The organism is Mesorhizobium sp. M0185 (genome assembly GCF_040322175.1).
Taxonomy (GTDB): Bacteria; Pseudomonadota; Alphaproteobacteria; order Rhizobiales; family Rhizobiaceae; genus Mesorhizobium.
In genome coordinates this window covers 12,436-29,941 of the sequence record NZ_JAMYSY010000044.1, presented here as the reverse complement: position 1 = coordinate 29,941, position 17,506 = coordinate 12,436, and the positions used below count along the sequence as shown (strand labels likewise).

Sequence of the window (17,506 nt, the reverse complement as noted above, 5' to 3'; positions counted from 1 at the left end):
CCGCCAATGAAGCCACGTCGCGGAACGGAAGACAATGACCGCTCATCCGCCGATGTTCACGCCGCAAGCTCGGCCTTGCCCGTCACCTTGAGCGCGAAGGCATAGGTGAAGGCGATTTCCTCCAGTCTTGAAAACCGGCCGGAGGCGCCGGCATGGCCTGAATCCAGGTTGATCTTGAACAGCACCGGATTTTCACCCGTCTTGCGGTCGCGCAGCCGCGCCACCCATTTGGCCGGCTCCCAATAGGTGACGCGCGGGTCGGTCAGGCCGGCCAGTGCCAGGATCGGCGGATAGTCGAGTGCGGCGACATTGTCGTAGGGCGAGTAGGCGGCGATGGTCCGGTAATCCTCCGCCGACGCGATCGGATTGCCCCATTCCGGCCATTCCGGCGGCGTCAGCGGCAAGCTGGCGTCGAGCATGGTGGAGAGCACGTCGACGAAGGGAACCTCGGCGACGACGGCGCCGAAGCATTGCGGCGCCATGTTGGCGACCGTGCCCATCAGCATGCCGCCGGCCGAACCGCCCTGCGCAACGATGCGGTCATGCTGTGTATAGCGTTCGGCGACGAGGTGGTGGGCGGCAGCGACAAAATCGGTGAACGTGTTCATCTTGTTCGCCCGCTTGCCGTCGTCGTACCAGCCATAGCCCTTGTCCTTGCCGCCGCGAACATGGGCTATCGCGTAGACAAAGCCGCGGTCGACCAGCGAAAACAGATTGGTGTTGAACGCGGCGGGTACGGCTATGCCGTAAGATCCGTAGCCGTAAAGCAGGCAAGGGGCGGACCCGTCGAGCGGTGTGTCGCGGTGATGGAGGAGCGAGATCGGCACCAGTTCGCCGTCGGCGGCAGGCGCCATCAGCCGGCGCGTGACATAGTGCTCCGGGTTGTGGCCGGACGGCACTTCCTGGGTCTTGAGCAGCACCCGCTCGCGGGTGCGCATGTTGTAATCGAAGACCTGCGCCGGGGTCGTCATCGACGAATAGGAAAAGCGCATGATCTCGGTGTCGTATTCGTAGGAGCCGGACAGGCCGAGCGAGAAGGCTTCCTCGTCGAAGGAGATCAGGTGCTCCTCGCCGCTCTTGCGGTCGCGCACGACGATGCGCGGCAGGCCTTCCTTGCGCTCGAGCCGGACCATGTGGTCCTTGAAGCCGATCACCGAAAGGATCAGCCGGCCCGCTTCGTGCGGCACCAATTCCTGCCAATTGGCGCGCACCGGATCATGGGCCGGCGCCGTCATGATCTTGAAGTCCTTGGCGCCGTCGGCATTGGTGAGGATGAAGAAGATGTCGCCGCCTTCCTCGAGGTCGTACTGCAGGCCGGTCTGGCGCGCCGCAACCAGCTTCGGCTCTGCGAACGGATCGTTGGCGCTCATGATACGGTATTCCGAGGTCTCATGGTCGTTGATGCCGATCATGATCCACTCGTTGGAGCGCGTGCCGCCGACATCCATGAAAAAGCCGGGATCGGTCTCCTCGTAGATCAGCCGGTCGTTTTCAGGACCGTCGCCAAGCGCATGGAACAGCACTTTGGAAGGACGGTGGTTGGGGTCGAGGCGGGTATAGAAAAAACCGTCATTGCCGGCATCCCACACACCGCCGCCGCCGGTGTCCGGGACCCTGTCCGCCAGATCGTTGCCGCCGGCCAGATCGCGGACGCGCAGCGTGTAGAATTCGGAACCCTTGTCGTCGAAGGCCCAGAGCAGCTTGCTGTGGTCGTCCGAATGATCGACGCCGCCCAGGCGGAAATAGGGCTTGCCCTCGGCCTCGGCATCGCCGTCGAGCAATATCTGCTTGTCGCCGCCGTCACGCGCCGTGCGGAAATAACGCGGCTGCTGGCCGCCAAGCTTGAAGGAGGAGCCGTAGGCGTAAGGTCCGTCCTTCATCGGCACGGAAGAATCGTCTTCCTTGATGCGTCCCTTCATTTCCGCGAAAAGCTGCTTCTGCAGTTGGACCGTATCGGCCATCAGCGCCGCCTGGTAAGCATTCTCGGCTTCGAGGTGGGCGCGGATTTGGCCGTCGAGCAGGGACGGATCCCTGAACATCTCTTGCCAATTGGCGGCCCTCAGCCAGCCATAATCGTCCGTCCGCGTTATGCCGTGATGCGTGTCGAAGATCGGCCGCTTCTCCGGCTGCGGCGGCGTGGCGGTCGGAAACACTGGGGTTCTGGTCATTGCGTCTCGCTGTGGAAGCTACTTGAATGGCGAATGAACACGCCGAGCAGCGCGGGTTCAATGGCTATGATCTATTGTCGTGGTGGCTCGAGAGGACGGGCTGGAGGAGCGGATAACGAATATTTCTTCTCGGACTGCCGCGGTTCTCGCCGTCGCTGCGATGACCCTGCCAGTGCCGGTCAATCTCATGCAACTGCCTTCGCGGCTTGGCAAGTGGCCGATATGGCTGGGTCTACGGAAATACATTACCCCATTTCAATAACACAGCGCACCGCTCCGGCGACGGCTCGCGAGCAACAGTAACGCTTCGCAACCTATGATTTTACTGAATCCACCGATCATCCAGGCTGTAATGCCGCCGGCAGGGTCAAGCATCGAACTCTATTTACCTGCTGCCGTTTGTGTAATGGCTGCTTGCCGCCGCGTCAGTCGATGCTGGTCTGACCAGAAAAAACGGCAAGGTTACACTTTGCACGAAAGAGTGAAGCTGAATGAGGAATATTTGACTTGTATCGCTGAATAGACCGCAAGAAGCGAATTGACTTACTTGGCGCTCAGGCTCATTAAGATGCCGCGACGCGAATCGCGGAGGCTTTTTCCTGCACAAGTTCGCGCGATGCCCTGCCTGCCAAAAATAGGGCGTAGACAGAAACAATTCTCGTTGGGACCTGAACGCCATGGATATTACCGAAACACCTTCCAGAAACAGTGACGCGCTGATCGAGCTCACCGCCGACGTGGTGGCTGCCTATGTCAGCAACAATCCCGTACCGGTCGGCGAACTGCCGAACCTTATAGCCGATGTCCATGCCGCTCTCGGGCGCGTCGGCGGGGCCGCCGAGCAGCCGCCTGCCGACAAGCAGAAGCCGGCGGTAAATCCGAAGCGGTCGGTGCATGACGACTACATCATCTGTCTCGAGGACGGCAAGAAGTTCAAGTCGCTCAAGCGTCACTTGATGACCCACTATGATCTGACGCCCGACCAGTATCGTGAAAAGTGGAACCTGGACCCGAGCTATCCGATGGTTGCGCCCAATTACGCGGCCGCCCGTTCGCAGCTCGCCAAGAAGATGGGTCTCGGCCGCAAGCGCAAGGGACGCTGACAAGCGGCTCTTCCGGTTTGATACTCAAACGGCGCCTGCAGGCGCCGTTTTCGCATTGTGGGGAGACCAAGCTCAGGCCGCTAGTTCTTCATGCCGCCAGCAACTGCCGTGCGGTCAGGCGGTCTGCTTCAGCGCTGCCTCGGCGTCACGCTTGATGCGCTTGACCATCGAGCGAAGACCATTGGCGCGCTGCGGCGACAGGTGCTCGTCAAGTCCGAGCGCCTTCAATGTGGCCTCTGCGTCGGTCCTCTGGATTTCGCTGGCCGGCCGTCCCGAAAACAGCGCCAGCATGATGGCGACCAGGCCGCGCACGATATGCGCGTCGGAATCGCCCTTGAAGGTGATAACGGGGTCGACACCCCCGCCTTGCTCAGTGGTCAGCCAGACCTGGCTGACGCAGCCGGGCACCTTGTTGGCTTGTATGCGTTGCTCGTCGGGAAACGGCGGCAGCGCTTCACCCAGTTCAATCACATAGCGATAGCGGTCTTCCCACTCGTCGAGCAGGGAAAAGTCGTCGCGGATGGTCTGGATCGTCGTCGTCATTCCCCCGGATATAGTCATCCGGCGCTGCCACGTCACGGAAAAAGAGGAGAAACGCCGCAGGTGCCGAGAGCGAGAGCCTTGCGGTTTAGCGATGAATTCGGCCGAAACAGTCTCAGTTCTTCGCCGGCAAGTGCACTTTCGCCGGCAGATCGACTTTCGCCGGCAAGACGATTTCCCCGGGCACGCCGCCGGTGGTCGTCACCGTATCGGGTTCAGCGGTCTTGTCGTCCAGCATGGCGGCCGCGATCTTGGCGGTCTCCCTGGCCCGGGCGGTGATGGTGTGCATTGCCGATTTGCCGGTCTCGCATACGTCCGGCTTGCGCTCGCAGATGCCGGCGATATCGCCGACGGCTTCGCGCGCCGCAAACAGCGCCTGGAGCGGCCCGACGCTTTCGCGGCCCGCATCATCGGCGCCGACACCCAGCGGCAGCGCCAGAAGCACCAGCGAAAACCAGAAAGCAGCTCTTATCAGAAAGCCCATCTGTCTGTCCTTTATGACGGGTCATGCATCCGAACCGCAGACCCTTGTACCGCGATATTGGCACAGACGCGCAAAGGACGGCTTGTCCCGAAAGCAACAGTTTTCCTCAAATTTTAGGCAGATTCGAAACGAAGCGTTTTGAAATTCATTTGCCTCGAACGGCTCAGATTTTATTCAGCAAATGATAACCATCCAACCTATTGTTTTTCATAATCATTTTCTTAATCGGCGACAGGTTGATGCCATCGGCCGCAACGTCAGGCGCGAGCGGTCCGGATAACGCTCCGTTTACTATGGCGGCAATTGCCCCGGTTTTTCCCCGCCGGTATCCCGATATTTGCAGCCTGCCGGGGGACGATCGGCCCAGCCTTATCCATTCCTTAAACGCTGGATGCGAGTTTTGGATCGACAAAAGCCGCCTGCAAAAGCAGGGCCGTTCACGACCGGGTGCGTTGAGTTGAGTGCGATTAAGGCCAGATACGCCGAGTTGCCGGGCGCGATAGCCGCCGGTTGCGAACGGATGGTTCATCCGTCCGTGCTCGGCCAGAGCGATCGTCGCCGCCACAGCCGGTTCATTGGCGTCATGCTGGCGGCTCCTTTCTTCAGCGCGGGTGCAGCGGTGACGCTGGTCACGTCGGGCATGGGCGCGGCCGTGACGGTGGCGGCCATCTTTGCGGCGTTCGGCCTTTGCTGGTTCGCCGCCCTGCTGGTGGCTGCATCGGGCAAGATGACCCTGGCCGGCCAACTCGCCTTGGTCGTCGGCAGCGTTGCCCTCGGTGCCCTTATCGCTGCTGCCGGCGGTGTGGCCTCGCCGGTTGCCTTGCTTGCGGTGGCGCTGCCGTTTGAAGCCTGGTGGATCGGCCAGTCGCGCCGTGCCGCGATCTGGGGCGCCATATCGGCCTTTGTCGCAGTCTTGCTGCAGCCTTTAGCCGGTTCCGTCTTGCCGCTCGACCAGACCGAAATCGCCGCATGGCACTGGCTGGTACCACTGACCTGGGCACTCACGCTCATTCCGCGTATCGCTCCGCTTCGCGGCGCCGCCAGCGCACAGCTCGATCCGGCCGGCAGCCACCGGCTCGAAGACCTCATCGACGCCGTCGTGCTGCGAATCGCGGCGCATGGCGAGGTTCTGGACGTCTCGGCTAAGGCACGCGCTATGCTGAGGCTGCCGCCGGAGCTGCTTTTCGGCACCGGACTTTTCGATCGCATCCATCTGTCCGACCGCGTCCCGTATCTCAGTGCGCTGGCCGATATGCGCGATGGCGCCCTGTCGCGCCGGCTCGACCTTCGCGTACGGCTGCCGCAGAGCAGCGGCGTGACGGCCGACAATTACCGGCCGTTCTTGCTCGAGATGATGCGCGCGCCGGGGAAGGAGACTGTCTTCACGCTTCTTCTGCGCGAGAACGACGAACTGGCCGGACTGCGCCAGGAGCTTGCCGCCGCCAATGAGGCGGCTGCCTCCGCCGAGGTGGCGAAAGGACGCTTCCTTGCCGTCGTCAGCCACGAGCTGCGCACTCCGCTCAATGCCATTATCGGCTTTTCCGACATGTTGCTGCACGAGATGTTCGGCAGCTTCAAGGATCCGCGCCAGAAGGAATATGTCGGCTTGGTCAGGGATTCGGGCCAGCACCTGCTCGCCGTCGTCACCTCGATACTCGACGTATCGCGGATCGAATCGGGCGCCTACGCGACCGAACCGGAACCGTTCCGCTTCCGCGAAGCGGTCGAGATGTGCCAATCGATGATGCGCCTGCAAGCCGAGGCAAAGGCCATCGATCTGCAGGCCCAGATCGCGCCGGACGCAGGCGAAATAAATGCCGACCGTCGCGCCGTGCAGCAGATCCTGATCAATCTTGTCTCTAACGCGATCAAGTTCACGCCCGAAGGCGGCAATGTCGTTATCGGCGCCAAGCGCATCGGCTCGCGGCTGCATTTCTGGGTCCGGGACACCGGCATCGGCATCGCCGAGGAAGACTTCGTCAATCTCGGCAAGCCGTTCATGCAGATCCAGAACGACTATACCCGCCGTTTCGAAGGCACCGGGCTCGGGCTTTCGCTGGTGAAGGGGCTGGTGGCGCTGCACGAGGGCACAATGTCGATCGAAAGCATGCCGGGCGAGGGCACCACGGTGACGATCAGCCTTCCCGTGAACGGCCCGACGGGCCGCTCGGCGGAGAAGGCCGGCGTGGTGCCGATGTCCGCAGCCAAAGCCAGAGCGGACGGTGGCAAAGGGGAGAGCAATGGGTCGCTCCGCAAAACAGCCTAGGGCGGTCAAACGCCGCGGCAATGCCTTCGAGCACGGAGCGATGGCGCTGGGCAGCCTGATCTCGCGCAATCCTGTTGTGGTCGGCGGCTCGACCGCGTTCCTGGTGACGCTGTTCTACGTCTCGGCGAACGCGCTTTGGTACCAGCCCTTTCCGCATGCCGGCGCGTTTTTCGTCACCAGGAGCATCGAGCGCTTTCCCCGGTCGGACAGCGACGAGCCCGAAACCACCATCAACATCGTGCGTCCGGCCGCTGCGCCGATCAAGAGCGACCCGGTCGTCGAGCAGGTCCAGGGCATATTGAAGGATCTTGATTTCTATTCCGGCATCGTCGACGGGATTCCCGGACCGAATACGCGCAAGGCCATCCAGGCCTATCAACAGAAGGTCGGATTGAATGCCTCCGGCGAGATCGACAGCGTCCTGCTGGATCAACTGGGCGCCACGCCAAAGACCGCGGCCGTGGTGCCGCATCCGGTGCCGCGGCCGGTCGAAACGGCCGCTGCTCCGGCCGCCATTCCGGTGTCCGCACCGGCAAATGCGGCGGCACCTGATCCCCGCATCGTCAAGATCCAGGCCGGACTGAAAGCTTTCGGCAATGACGACATGCAATTGGACGGCGTCGTAGGCGCGCGCACCAAGGCCGCGATCAAGGAATTCCAGGCGCTGTTCGGCTTGCCCGAGACCGGCGAGCCCGACGAGATCGTCTACGTCAAGATGCGCGAGATCGGCCTGACCAACTAAGGGTCGAAACCCAGTCTCCCGGTCTATTTAAGCCATTGCTCCGGGTCACGCATTCCGTGGACTATCGCCACGACTAACACGCCGTAGGGCATAGGCTCATAAATCACGATGTAGCGTCCCTCGACCAGAATGCGGGCGGTGGCGCTCAATTCCGGTCGAGCTGCGCCCATTTTGGCGTGCTCGCAAACCAATTCCAGCCTGTCGAAAATGCGTCCGATCAGCTTGTCAGCCGCCTTCTCGTTATCGATGGCAATGTGGTGCCAAATATCTCGCAAATCCTGAGAAGCTCGGGGGTGAGCCGGTATTCAGCCGCGGGCTGCGCGTTCGGCTTTCAGAGCGCGTAAGAAAGCCGTGCGATCCACGTGCTGGCCCTCGCCGCTTGCCATCCCTTCGTCATACGCCCTTTTGAGACGTTCCAGTTCAAGAGTGCGGAATTCCTCGCGCTGCTCCCATAGACGTAGTGCTTCCCTGACAATTTCACTGTTGGAAGCATAGTCTCCGCTGTGCACGGCGTCTTGTAGACGGGCGGCCTGCTTGGGCGTAAGCGACACAGTAAGAGTGCGCATGGGCTGGGCTTTCATACCGGACGCTATAGCAGTTTTCACAGGACTAACAAGATTTGTTAGGTCTTGGGTAGATCGTCGCATTCCGGGGACTCGCTATGATAGCCAACCGTTGCTCGCGAATAAGTGACAATCTCGACGCCACAAAACCGAAATCGTGCAGGATCGCGCCATGCGGGTAACCACCGATCTGTGGGTGTCGGCGCTGTTGCGCCGGGTTTTCAGCGCCGGCGGCTTTGCCGCCGTGGTCAAGCGCGGCGCGACGGAAGCCGGCGCGGTTTTCGTGCTGGCGCGGGGCAGGCTGGGGGAGATAGCGCTGTTCGGGCCGGCGCCGCAGACGAGTTACGATTCAGCCAGGCCGGACGACCGTTTTTTCAGCCTGCTTGGCGAAGGCGACGATGCCGCCATCTTCGACGCGCGGCTGGAGCGCGAGAAGAGATTCGATCCGGATATCTGGGTGGTCGAGATCGAGGCGGGCGCCATTCCCGTCGAGGAGCTTATCTCGGTCAAGGCGTCGTAACGGCAAGCCTCAGATGCGACGCGCCTTTGGGCTGGCGGTCATATCGGCGCTGTTCGGCTTGCGCAGGTCGGCGTTTGCGGCGACGCGCCCGGGCTTGCGAACGATTTTCGACACGGTGTCGGCCTTCCAGCCGCGGAGCCTGTCCAACGCCGCGTCGCGGTGCAGCAGGCGGTAGCGGTCGAGGAAGATGCGGATCGCCTGCGGGTGCGGAAACTCGGTCGGATAGATGGCGGCCGTGATCAGGAACGCCTTGTCTTCGCTGAGGTCGAGCGCGCGCAAGGCGGCCAGCAGCGGTGTGTAATTGTGGCTCGCGGTGAGCGTCCGCGCCGTTGAAAAATCGACTTCGAGCGCATCGGCGAGCGCTGTCTGGAAGAATGCCGCATTGCCGGTCAGCGCGGTCTCGCGCAGCTTGACATAGGTTTGTGGCTCGACGAACGGACCGATAGCGCCGCCGCTCTCGGCGCGCATCATGAATCGCAACCGGCGGCGTACAGTTTCAGCGGCATCGGAAGCCTCTTGCCTGTTGACCTCGCCTGCAACCACTTCGGCGTTTTCGGACGCGGCTTTGGCGGTTGTTTCCGGCTGCTGCTGCGACCGCACCAGCGTCGGCCTTTCGAGCACTTTGATGAGATCCGCGATCGTTTGATTGAGATCCTTGCGGCGGGCAATGGCACGGGCATGCGGCAGGCCGTGACGTCCGATCAGCGCGATCAGATCGACGTCGCTGAGGGCGCGCGAGCGGATGAGCAGCGGAGCGGCGATGTCGACCCGCTCCTGGCAAAGCCGCCGCACCAGCGCGGCGGGTGCATATTCGCATTCGGAAAGGGCTGCCGCGACGTAGCGGCGCGATTCGACCGAGACATTCTCGAAAAGCGGCAGCGTCAGGTCTTCGAGCTGCGCGATTTCCCGGCGCGAAGGGCGGGTGAGCGAGCAGAACGCCGATACCGCGGCGCGAAACAGCCTTTCGGCCTTTCCCGATTCAGCTCCTGCTGCGATTTGCCTGAAATCCGAAGCTGACACGAAGGATACGCCCGACACTCGACACGATCTGGACAGCGCTCTGCCGGGCTGTACCGGTTTCGCGTTTCCCAAGAACAAAGATCAATTTAGCGGCGATCCGTTAGCGCTCCGTTAACCTACTGCCTTCTTAATCGACTATGGAGGCGTTGCGTTGTGCTCCGGGGCAACCGAGAGGAATACGCGAACCATGGGCATGGTACTGTCTTTCGTGCCGCGAACGGCGGCAACCAATCGAGCACAACAAGCCGCGCCGGCGGCAGTGATCATCTTTCCCGGGGTGCGCTATGAACAGCGGCCGCTGACGGGCGAAACGCGGCCGGCCGGCCCCGACAAGCCGGGACCTTCGGGAACATTGCCGGTACCGCATCACTGAGCATCGGAACCGGCTTAAAAATCCTGCAGTTCGCAGGAACTCTGTTCGAGAAACCGCGAGACGATCGGCTTCCAGCTGTCGTCGGGCACGAACGATCGGATGACGAATACGCCTTCCTCTATCGGCGCCTCGACGAAGATGGCCCCTTGCAGTTCCTCGGGAAGATCCTTGCGGACCTCGATCATCTGAGCCGGCGTCAGTACAACGGTGTCGAGCACGCCTGCGGTCGCGCTGTGGTCGTTGAACGAGTAGATGTTGTGGCCGCCGCGGTCGTAGACCGATATCGACCAGAACGGCACCTTTCCCGGTGCCTTGACCCGCACCATCCCCTCGGCAAGATCGAAGCGGCATGCCGCCGCATAAAACAGCGGATCGACCGATTTCACCACCGGCGCGCCGCCGGCTTCCGCGTCGAGCCGGGTCATCTTGTAGAGATCCGAAGCCATGGCCAATCGCGACCAGGCGTCGCGTTCGGAAAACTCGGGGACGAGCAGCAGCACGATGATGTGCACGATGCCGGCGCCGAGCAGGCCGAGCAGCACGGCATGCAGCAGGCTACGCATTGCAGCCGACCTTCTGGATCTGCGGCAGCGTGACGTCCGAGAGACCGGTGCTGCTGGCGATCGGCGTGTCGTAGAACGTAAGCACCAAGTACATCTTGCCGGCGCCGCTGGTCAGCAGCCAGTTGCCGGGCGCAGGGCGGCTGCCGACGGAAATGACCACCGAATTGTCGGCCTGGCGCAGCACTTGATAGGACTGCAGCGCAGCCGGCCTCGGCTTGCCGGTCTCGACCACGCCAAGCGACTGGTCGGCGGCATAAAGCGTCCAGAACCGGGCGGTGGGAAAGCCGCCCGCAATCTTGTAGGCACATTGCCGCTTGAGCTGTTCGCCGCCGGAATCGCGCTCGGCTATGAAGGACAGTCCTTCCGCCTGTCCGAGCGCCAGCACGCCTTCGCGAGCCACGCGGGCCTTCGAATAGGGATCTGCCGTCGGCGTGCCGATATCGGGGAAGGCGGTCCATTGGCCGATCCTGATGGCGCCGACGCCATCCTGCAGCTTCAGTGCATACCAGACGCTGCCGCCACCGCCGACGACGGCGATGGCAAGCGAAAGCAGTGTCAGGAAGGCGTTCTTGAGCATGAGGAGGCAGGGAACCGAAGGCCGGGACTGAAAGATTGCCGCTCGGGGATATCGCGGCGCAGGGCCTTGTGGCAAGCGGCCCCGCGCAATTGGCCGTCACAGCGCCGACAGGGTCTCCGGCGCAGCGGGCGCGTCGAGCACGGGTGCCGCCTGGAACAGCCTGGTCAGTTCCTTCAGGGTCTGGGTGGTCCGGCTGGACAGCACCGGCGGACGCTCGGCGGCGGCATCGGCAGCTGCCTGTTCGGCGTTCTTCTTTTCCGCTTCCTCGGCCTTGGCGGCGATTTCGGCATCGACGAAGGGGTGATCGAGGCCGGGGATCGGTCTGAGGTCGATATTCTGGTGCGCATAGAGCATCAGGCGCTGCCACACCATGGCCGGCAGCGTGCCGCCGGTCATCTTGTTGGTCGCGGTGAAGTCGTCATTACCGAGCCAGACGGCGGCCGTGTAGTTGCCGGTAAAGCCGACAAACCAGGCATCGCGGTAGGACTGGGTCGTACCGGTCTTGCCGGCGACGACGATGTTTGGAAGGGCTGCGCGCCGGGCTGTACCGATCACCGGCACCGCCGCCAGCATGGTGTTCATGTATTTGAGCGCCTGCTCCGACAGCACCCGGTGCGGCGGCGGCGCATCCTTGGCGAAGTCGTAGACCACCTCGCCGGTACGGGTGAAGAGTTGGCTGACGCCGTGCCGGGTTCCAGCAAGGCCGTTCTGGGCAAATACGCTGTAACCCGTCGCCTGGTCCATCACGGTCATGCCCGACGTGCCGAGCACCATGGTCTTGTGCGATTCCAGCGGCGACTCGACGCCCATCGCCTCGGCCATGGCCTTGATCGGCTTGATGCCGAGATAATCCTTGGCCAGCCGCACCGGCACCGTGTTGATCGATTTGGCCATCGCCGTGATCAGCGTGACGTTGCCGGCCGACCCGCCATTGTAATTGTGGGGCGACCAGCTGCCCCAGGAGATGGGTCCGCCGGAAACCACCGAATCCGGCGTGAAGCCATGCTCCATCGCCGTCGCATAGACATAGGGCTTGAACGAGGAGCCGGTCTGGCGAAGCGCTTTGGTGGCGCGGTTGAACTGGCTGGCGCCGTAGTCGCGGCCGCCGACGATCGCCCTGACCGCGCCATTGGTCTCGATGACGACGATGGCGCCCTCGGTGACGTTGTATTCCTTGCCGAACTGGCGGAGGTGGAACTCCATCGATTCTTCGGCCGCCTTCTGGATGTTGGCATCGAAGGTGGTGTGGGCGACAAGCGAGTGCGGGCCGCCTTTGGCGGCGATCTTCTTGACCTCGTCGAAGGCCCAGTCGAGGTAATAGTCGGGGCTCTTCTGCTCGCCACGGTCGACGATTTCGGCCGGGTGTAATCTTGCCTGCAGCACTTGGCCTTCGGTCATGAAGCCGGAATCGACCAGATTGGACAGCACCACATTGGCCCGCGCCCGGGCGGCGGGCAGGTTTATGTGCGGCGCATATTTGGTCGGCGCCTTGAACAGGCCGGCCAGCATCGCCGCCTCGGCAAGGTTCAGGTCCTTGACGCTCTTGCCGAAATAGAAATCGGCTGCCGCCTCGATGCCGAAGGTGCCGCCGCCCATATAGGCGCGGTCGAGGTAAAGCTGCAGGATTTCCTTCTTCGACAGATTGGCTTCGAGCCACAGCGACAGGAAGGCTTCCTTGATCTTGCGCTCGAATGTCCGCTCATTGGTCAGGAACAGGTTCTTGGCCAGCTGCTGGGTGATGCTCGAGCCGCCCTGGACGACGGAATTTGCCCGCACATTCTCGAATATGGCGCGCGACAGGCCGAGCACATCGATTCCGTAATGGTCGAAGAAACGCCGGTCTTCGGTCGCCAGCACCGCCTTGATGACATGGTCGGGCATCTCGTCGACCGGCACCGAATCGCGCTGGATGATGCCGCGCTGGCCGATCTCGTTGCCGTAGCGGTCGAGGAAGGTGACGGCGAAGTCGCCTTGCGTGCGCCAGTCGCCGGCGGTTATCTGGAAGGCCGGCAAGGCCAGCGCCAAAAGGACGACGATGCCGCCGGCACCGAGCGTAAAGCCTTCACTCAACAGTTCGATCAGGCCGCGGCGCCAGCCGCCGACGCGGAAACGCCGGGAGAAGATGGTCGCCGCTTCCCAGAACTGGCGCGCCCTGAAGCCGATTTCGTAGACAGAGGAATCGATCCACGCATCCACCGCCAGCAGCCTTGCGGCGATCGGACCTCTTCTCTTGCGTGGTTCCAAAGGACTGGCCATTCCAGGATCCGGCTGCGGCGATGACGCCAACTGAGAAACCGCATACCGGCAATTTCACGGCGGCGCGCCGCTATGACTATTCGTCCATTTCGGTGCTGCCTACAAGGGCGATGAAGGTTCCGCGCTTGCGCGAGGTGCCGAGGATTGGCAGTCGTCACATGGGACGCTTGTCCGCGATCTTTTTCGGGTCGCGGCCTATCATGCCGGCGTTGGCTTTCCTGTGCTTGTCGGCAAGCCTGCGAATGCGATCGAAGCGGCTTTCCTCGGCCACTTCGATTTTCGCCGCTGCATTTGGCTTCGGGACGAATGCGATCATTGATCGATCTCCTTGCCGATGGTGCGCGCCGGGGAAGATACCCCGGCGGCTGTCTTTCAGGCTTGTTTCCGGCAGTGGCTGGTCAATAGCCGATGCCGCCGGGCGAAGCAGCGGCTTCCTTCGCCGGAACGTCGGTGATCATGGCTTCCGCCGTGATCAGAAGCGCCGCAATGGAGCCCGCGTCCTGCAGCGCCGTCCGTACCACCTTCGCCGGGTCGACGATGCCGGCCTTGATCATGTCGACATAGACCTCGTTCTGGGCATCGAAGCCCTGATTGTGATCCTTGCCCTCGGCGAGCTTGCCGACGACGATCGAACCTTCGACGCCGGAATTCTCGGCGATCTGCCGGATCGGCGCTTCGAGCGCTCTCGACACGATCGAAATGCCCGCTGTCACATCGGCATTGGCTCCGGTCAGCCCGTTCAGCACAGCCTTGGCGCGCAGCAGTCCCACGCCGCCGCCTGGAACGATGCCTTCTTCGACGGCCGCGCGCGTGGCGTTCAGCGCATCGTCGATGCGGTCCTTCTTTTCCTTGACCTCCGATTCGGTCGCGCCGCCGACGCGGATGACGGCAACGCCGCCCGCCAGCTTGGCGAGACGTTCCTGCAGCTTCTCCTTGTCATAGTCGGACGTGGTTTCCTCGATCTGCGCCTTGATCTGCTGGACGCGCGCCTGGATGGTGGTCTTCTCGCCGGCGCCGTCGATGATCGTGGTGGTGTCCTTCTCGATCAGCACGCGCTTGGCGCGGCCGAGCATGTCTATGGTGATGTTCTCCAGCTTGATGCCGAGATCCTCGGAAATCATCTGTCCGGCGGTGAGCACGGCGATGTCTTCCAGCATCGCCTTGCGGCGGTCACCGAAGCCAGGCGCCTTGACGGCCGCGACCTTGAGGCCGCCGCGCAGCTTGTTGACGACCAGAGTCGCCAGCGCTTCGCCCTCGACGTCCTCGGAGATGATCAGCAGCGGCCTGCCGCTTTGCACCACGGCTTCGAGGATGGGCAGCAGTGCCTGCAGATTGCCGAGCTTCTTTTCGTGGATGAGGACGTAAGGGTCTTCCAGCTCGGCACGCATCTTCTCGGCATTGGTGACGAAATAGGGCGAGAGATAGCCGCGGTCGAACTGCATGCCTTCGACGACGTCGAGCTCCGTTTCGGCGGTCTTGGCCTCCTCGACGGTGATGACGCCGTCATTGCCGACCTTGTCCATCGCCTTGGCGATCATGGCGCCTACGCTGGTGTCGCCATTGGCGGCAATGGTGCCGACCTGCGCGATCTCGCCTGAGGACTTGACCTTCTTGGCGCGCGCCTGAATTTCCTGGACGACGGCGCTGACGGCAAGGTCGATGCCGCGCTTGAGGTCCATCGGGTTCATGCCGGCGGCAACGAATTTGGCGCCCTCGCGCAGGATGGAAGCGGCAAGCACCGTGGCGGTGGTGGTGCCGTCGCCGGCGAGGTCGTTGGTTTTCGAGGCCACTTCGCGCACCATCTGTGCGCCCATATTTTCGAACTTGTCGGAAAGCTCGATTTCCTTTGCCACGGCCACCCCGTCCTTGGTGACGCGCGGCGCGCCGTAGGCCTTGTCGATGATGACGTTGCGGCCTTTGGGGCCGAGCGTCACCTTGACGGCGTTGTTGAGGATTTCGACGCCGCGCAACATGCGGTCACGCGCGTCGGTGGAGAATTTGATTTCCTTGGCAGACATGATCTTTTCCAGTTCGGTTGTCGTGGCAAGGCGCTTGCAGCGCCTGAATCAAAGCTCGGAGCGTCCTTTGCGCGCGCGGGAGCGCGCGCGGCCTTCCAATCAGGCGGCCTTCTTGGCAGCCACGGTCTTGTCGATGATGCCCGTCTCGCTTTTTTCGATGATGCCCATTATGTCGGCCTCCTTCATGATCAGAAGGTCCTCGCCGTCTATCTTGACCTCGGTGCCGGACCATTTGCCGAACAGAATGAGGTCGCCGGCCTTGACTTCGAGCGGGATCAGCGCGCCGCTTTCGTCCCGCGTGCCCGGCCCGACAGCGATCACTTCGCCTTCCTGCGGTTTTTCTTTGGCATTGTCGGGGATGATGATGCCGCCCTTGGATTTGGTGTCGCTTTCGGCGCGCCGAATGACGACGCGATCGTGGAGTGGCCGGAATTTCATGGGGACTCTTTCTGGGGCCGGCTTAGGCGGCCGCCCCCTCTCTATAGGCGCCTTGGCACTCGATTGATAGGAGTGCCAAAAAATATTCATAGGGCACATAAAATATTGAACGTATTATCTTGCCTGGTTATCCCCTGGTGTTCGGGTCTTGCCGAATATTAATGAAATTGAATTTTTGTCTTTGAACACCTATTTTACGATGAAGTTCACATTCATGACTTTCGCTGCAAGGGAGATTTTACGGATGGCCCAAGGCAATCAGAACATCATGGGAAAATCTGAGGCTCGCTTCATGGAAAATCAAAAGAAGACGGTGGAGCGGAACAAAGCAACTGCCGAATATCTCTCGGAGGCGAAGGCCAGGACCATCAAGACGGCAAGGCTGAGGGAATTGCGACTGGCCAAGGAAGAGGCGGACCGCGCGGCGGCAGCTCTGAATCCGGTCGCCCCGAAGAAGAAGCGGGCGTCGCGGGCACTCAAGCAGGCCGTATCCGCATCGACGCAGGCGAAATCATGAGCCTGACATTTCCCAATTCCAGCCGCAGCTAGGAAGCAAACGCATCCGCTTCGTCGGCCGTGCCGTCGCGGGTTGCAGGAGCAGGGCTTATTGCCGAGATCATGAAGGTTCATAATCCGCATGAGACGCGCTGATTCGCGCTTGCCGGGATGCCTTCATGCAACGCAGCTACGCAGCCGGGAGGTCGACGCGACGGGCGAAGGGAAAGACGATGACCGCGCCGGCCGTCGAATTGCAGAGGGCCATATTCGAGGCAGTGAACGGCGATCCCCACCTGTCGACGGCACTGGGCGATGCAAGATTGTTCGACCATGCGCCGGAAAATGTTGCGTTCCCCCACATGACCTTCGGCCGCACCAGCGTCTACGATTGGGCAACGGGGATGGAGAACGACGCAGAACAGTTGCTGACGTTGCATGTCTGGTCGAAATCAGAGGCCAGCAAGGAAACCAATGACATCATGGACCTTGTTACCACCCGCCTGCGCGATACGGTTCTCTCGCTCGGCGAACATCGCCGCGCCTACCTCAAGCTCGAATTCGCCGAAGCCCGCTACGACGAGGACCTTTCGGCCCATCACGGGCTGCTGCGCTTCCGCGCCGTGATCAAGGACGAGGGCTGACCACCGGGCACTTTTTGCAAATCGGGCAATTTTGTTCTTGCTTTGTGCCGGCAGCTATGCTATTAATTTCCTTATGGTGCTGATGGCGCCAGCGACCCGCCGCAGAGGCGGGTTTTTTGTTTCAGGTTCGGTTCACCTGAACAGCCATCGGTTGCCTTGGGCCGGATGCTTCGTCCTCCCAAATGGTCCTGCCCGCCAGATGATGCCGGTTGTCGGCGAAGGATTGGAGGGCTAGGTTAAACATTGGCGATTTCGCGGAGCCGGGCGGCGAAATGGCAATCCGGTAATCTCGCGCTTCAGGGGTGTGGCGGGCATGCATTCGAGCGTTCACCGTTCATATCACGTTCAGCACCGGCGCGTTAGAACGCTGACCATGAAAACCCTTCGCTCCCACTTCCGGACCGCGGCACTGGCGCTGTCAGCCGCCGGTCTGCTTGCGTCGCAAGCGATGGCGATCCCCGCTGTCGTGCCCCAGTGGACTCAGCCGGTCGTCCTCGCCGCGTCCGACTGCTACGCGATCGGCCAGCAGGTGGCCGAGCAGAATGGCGGCACCCTGGCCAAGGCCTCGCAGTCGACACGCGGCGGCCAGCCGGTCTGCGTCATCGTCGTGCTCGTTCCGGGCAAGGACGGGCAGCGTCCCCGTCGCTCGGAGATCGTCGTTCCGCTGAACTGAACCGTGCCGTTTCCCAGTCTGCCGGAATCGGCCTATATCTGACCAGCTTCAACAGGCCTCTCC

21 protein-coding genes are annotated in these 17,506 nt (G+C 62.1%); 8 read left to right on the top strand and 13 right to left on the bottom strand.

What is annotated here, in order from left to right; genetic code table 11:
* Positions 1 to 56: 56 nt before the first annotated feature.
* Positions 57 to 2,168: a S9 family peptidase gene (locus NKJ20_RS26500; RefSeq protein ID WP_352748133.1), complete on the bottom strand. Its 2,112-nt coding sequence runs from the start codon at positions 2,166 to 2,168 to the stop codon at positions 57 to 59.
* A gap of 677 nt (positions 2,169 to 2,845) precedes the next feature.
* On the opposite strand from NKJ20_RS26500, the gene NKJ20_RS26495 reads away from it, so the two are divergent.
* Positions 2,846 to 3,271: a Ros/MucR family transcriptional regulator gene (locus NKJ20_RS26495; RefSeq protein WP_023677844.1), complete on the top strand. Its 426-nt coding sequence runs from the start codon at positions 2,846 to 2,848 to the stop codon at positions 3,269 to 3,271.
* A gap of 114 nt (positions 3,272 to 3,385) precedes the next feature.
* Here the strand turns inward: NKJ20_RS26495 and NKJ20_RS26490 are convergent, their stop codons facing one another.
* The 3 genes from NKJ20_RS26490 to NKJ20_RS26480 form a co-directional block, all read right to left on the bottom strand.
* Positions 3,386 to 3,814, bottom strand: a complete 429-nt coding sequence (locus tag NKJ20_RS26490) for a SufE family protein (RefSeq protein WP_023677843.1) — start codon at positions 3,812 to 3,814, stop codon at positions 3,386 to 3,388.
* A gap of 112 nt (positions 3,815 to 3,926) precedes the next feature.
* The gene (locus NKJ20_RS26485; RefSeq protein ID WP_352748130.1) at positions 3,927 to 4,295 is read right to left on the bottom strand and encodes a DUF5330 domain-containing protein; all 369 of its coding nucleotides are present in this window, start codon (positions 4,293 to 4,295) and stop codon (positions 3,927 to 3,929) included.
* A 163-nt stretch (positions 4,296 to 4,458) separates the two neighbouring features.
* Positions 4,459 to 4,824 (bottom strand): hypothetical protein, encoded by a 366-nt coding sequence (locus NKJ20_RS26480; protein ID WP_352748128.1) that lies wholly within the window; start codon positions 4,822 to 4,824, stop codon positions 4,459 to 4,461.
* On the opposite strand from NKJ20_RS26480, the gene NKJ20_RS26475 reads away from it, so the two are divergent.
* Positions 4,816 to 6,561, top strand: coding sequence for an ATP-binding protein (locus NKJ20_RS26475; protein ID WP_352748125.1), 1,746 nt, complete (start codon positions 4,816 to 4,818; stop codon positions 6,559 to 6,561). The genes NKJ20_RS26480 and NKJ20_RS26475 overlap by 9 nt on opposite strands.
* Positions 6,536 to 7,303: a peptidoglycan-binding domain-containing protein gene (locus NKJ20_RS26470; protein WP_352748123.1), complete on the top strand. Its 768-nt coding sequence runs from the start codon at positions 6,536 to 6,538 to the stop codon at positions 7,301 to 7,303. The genes NKJ20_RS26475 and NKJ20_RS26470 overlap by 26 nt, the downstream gene beginning before the upstream one ends.
* A 23-nt stretch (positions 7,304 to 7,326) precedes the next feature.
* Here the strand turns inward: NKJ20_RS26470 and NKJ20_RS26465 are convergent, their stop codons facing one another.
* Positions 7,327 to 7,608, bottom strand: coding sequence for a type II toxin-antitoxin system RelE/ParE family toxin (locus tag NKJ20_RS26465; RefSeq protein WP_352748165.1), 282 nt, complete (start codon positions 7,606 to 7,608; stop codon positions 7,327 to 7,329).
* Positions 7,609 to 7,869: a type II toxin-antitoxin system ParD family antitoxin gene (locus tag NKJ20_RS26460; protein ID WP_352743202.1), complete on the bottom strand. Its 261-nt coding sequence runs from the start codon at positions 7,867 to 7,869 to the stop codon at positions 7,609 to 7,611.
* 169 nt (positions 7,870 to 8,038) lie between these two features.
* Here NKJ20_RS26460 and NKJ20_RS26455 point away from each other — a divergent pair, with 169 nt between their 5' ends.
* A complete protein-coding gene (locus NKJ20_RS26455; protein ID WP_352454316.1) occupies positions 8,039 to 8,386 on the top strand; it encodes a DUF1491 family protein in 348 nt (115 codons plus the stop codon).
* Positions 8,387 to 8,395: 9 nt separating this feature from the next.
* On the opposite strand, the gene NKJ20_RS26450 is transcribed toward NKJ20_RS26455, so the two are convergent.
* Entirely contained in the window at positions 8,396 to 9,406 is a 1,011-nt protein-coding gene (locus NKJ20_RS26450; RefSeq protein ID WP_352748121.1) for a DUF2336 domain-containing protein, read from the bottom strand.
* A 187-nt stretch (positions 9,407 to 9,593) separates the two neighbouring features.
* Here NKJ20_RS26450 and NKJ20_RS26445 point away from each other — a divergent pair, with 187 nt between their 5' ends.
* Entirely contained in the window at positions 9,594 to 9,779 is a 186-nt protein-coding gene (locus tag NKJ20_RS26445) for a hypothetical protein (RefSeq protein ID WP_023677835.1), read from the top strand.
* Positions 9,780 to 9,793: 14 nt separating this feature from the next.
* On the opposite strand, the gene NKJ20_RS26440 is transcribed toward NKJ20_RS26445, so the two are convergent.
* The 6 genes from NKJ20_RS26440 to NKJ20_RS26415 form a co-directional block, all read right to left on the bottom strand.
* On the bottom strand, positions 9,794 to 10,342 hold the full coding sequence (locus NKJ20_RS26440; RefSeq protein WP_292658433.1) for a DUF1254 domain-containing protein: 549 nt from the start codon (positions 10,340 to 10,342) through the stop codon (positions 9,794 to 9,796).
* Entirely contained in the window at positions 10,335 to 10,919 is a 585-nt protein-coding gene (locus NKJ20_RS26435; RefSeq protein WP_352449049.1) for a DUF1214 domain-containing protein, read from the bottom strand. Before NKJ20_RS26435 ends, NKJ20_RS26440 begins: the two co-directional genes overlap by 8 nt.
* A gap of 96 nt (positions 10,920 to 11,015) precedes the next feature.
* Entirely contained in the window at positions 11,016 to 13,175 is a 2,160-nt protein-coding gene (locus NKJ20_RS26430) for a transglycosylase domain-containing protein (protein ID WP_352748118.1), read from the bottom strand.
* A 154-nt stretch (positions 13,176 to 13,329) separates the two neighbouring features.
* Complete coding sequence (locus NKJ20_RS26425) at positions 13,330 to 13,491, bottom strand: hypothetical protein (RefSeq protein ID WP_352479526.1); 162 nt, start codon at positions 13,489 to 13,491, stop codon at positions 13,330 to 13,332.
* An 82-nt stretch (positions 13,492 to 13,573) separates the two neighbouring features.
* On the bottom strand, positions 13,574 to 15,193 hold the full coding sequence (gene groL, locus NKJ20_RS26420; RefSeq protein ID WP_352748116.1) for a chaperonin GroEL: 1,620 nt from the start codon (positions 15,191 to 15,193) through the stop codon (positions 13,574 to 13,576).
* Positions 15,194 to 15,292: 99 nt separating this feature from the next.
* Positions 15,293 to 15,631, bottom strand: a complete 339-nt coding sequence (locus tag NKJ20_RS26415; RefSeq protein WP_352748114.1) for a co-chaperone GroES — start codon at positions 15,629 to 15,631, stop codon at positions 15,293 to 15,295.
* Between the two features lie 244 nt (positions 15,632 to 15,875).
* On the opposite strand from NKJ20_RS26415, the gene NKJ20_RS26410 reads away from it, so the two are divergent.
* From NKJ20_RS26410 to NKJ20_RS26400, 3 genes are all read left to right on the top strand, one after another.
* On the top strand, positions 15,876 to 16,148 hold the full coding sequence (locus NKJ20_RS26410; RefSeq protein WP_352748162.1) for a hypothetical protein: 273 nt from the start codon (positions 15,876 to 15,878) through the stop codon (positions 16,146 to 16,148).
* A 211-nt stretch (positions 16,149 to 16,359) separates the two neighbouring features.
* Positions 16,360 to 16,770 (top strand): DUF3168 domain-containing protein, encoded by a 411-nt coding sequence (locus NKJ20_RS26405; RefSeq protein ID WP_352748113.1) that lies wholly within the window; start codon positions 16,360 to 16,362, stop codon positions 16,768 to 16,770.
* 373 nt (positions 16,771 to 17,143) lie between these two features.
* Positions 17,144 to 17,443, top strand: coding sequence for a hypothetical protein (locus tag NKJ20_RS26400; RefSeq protein ID WP_352748110.1), 300 nt, complete (start codon positions 17,144 to 17,146; stop codon positions 17,441 to 17,443).
* Positions 17,444 to 17,506: the final 63 nt, after the last annotated feature.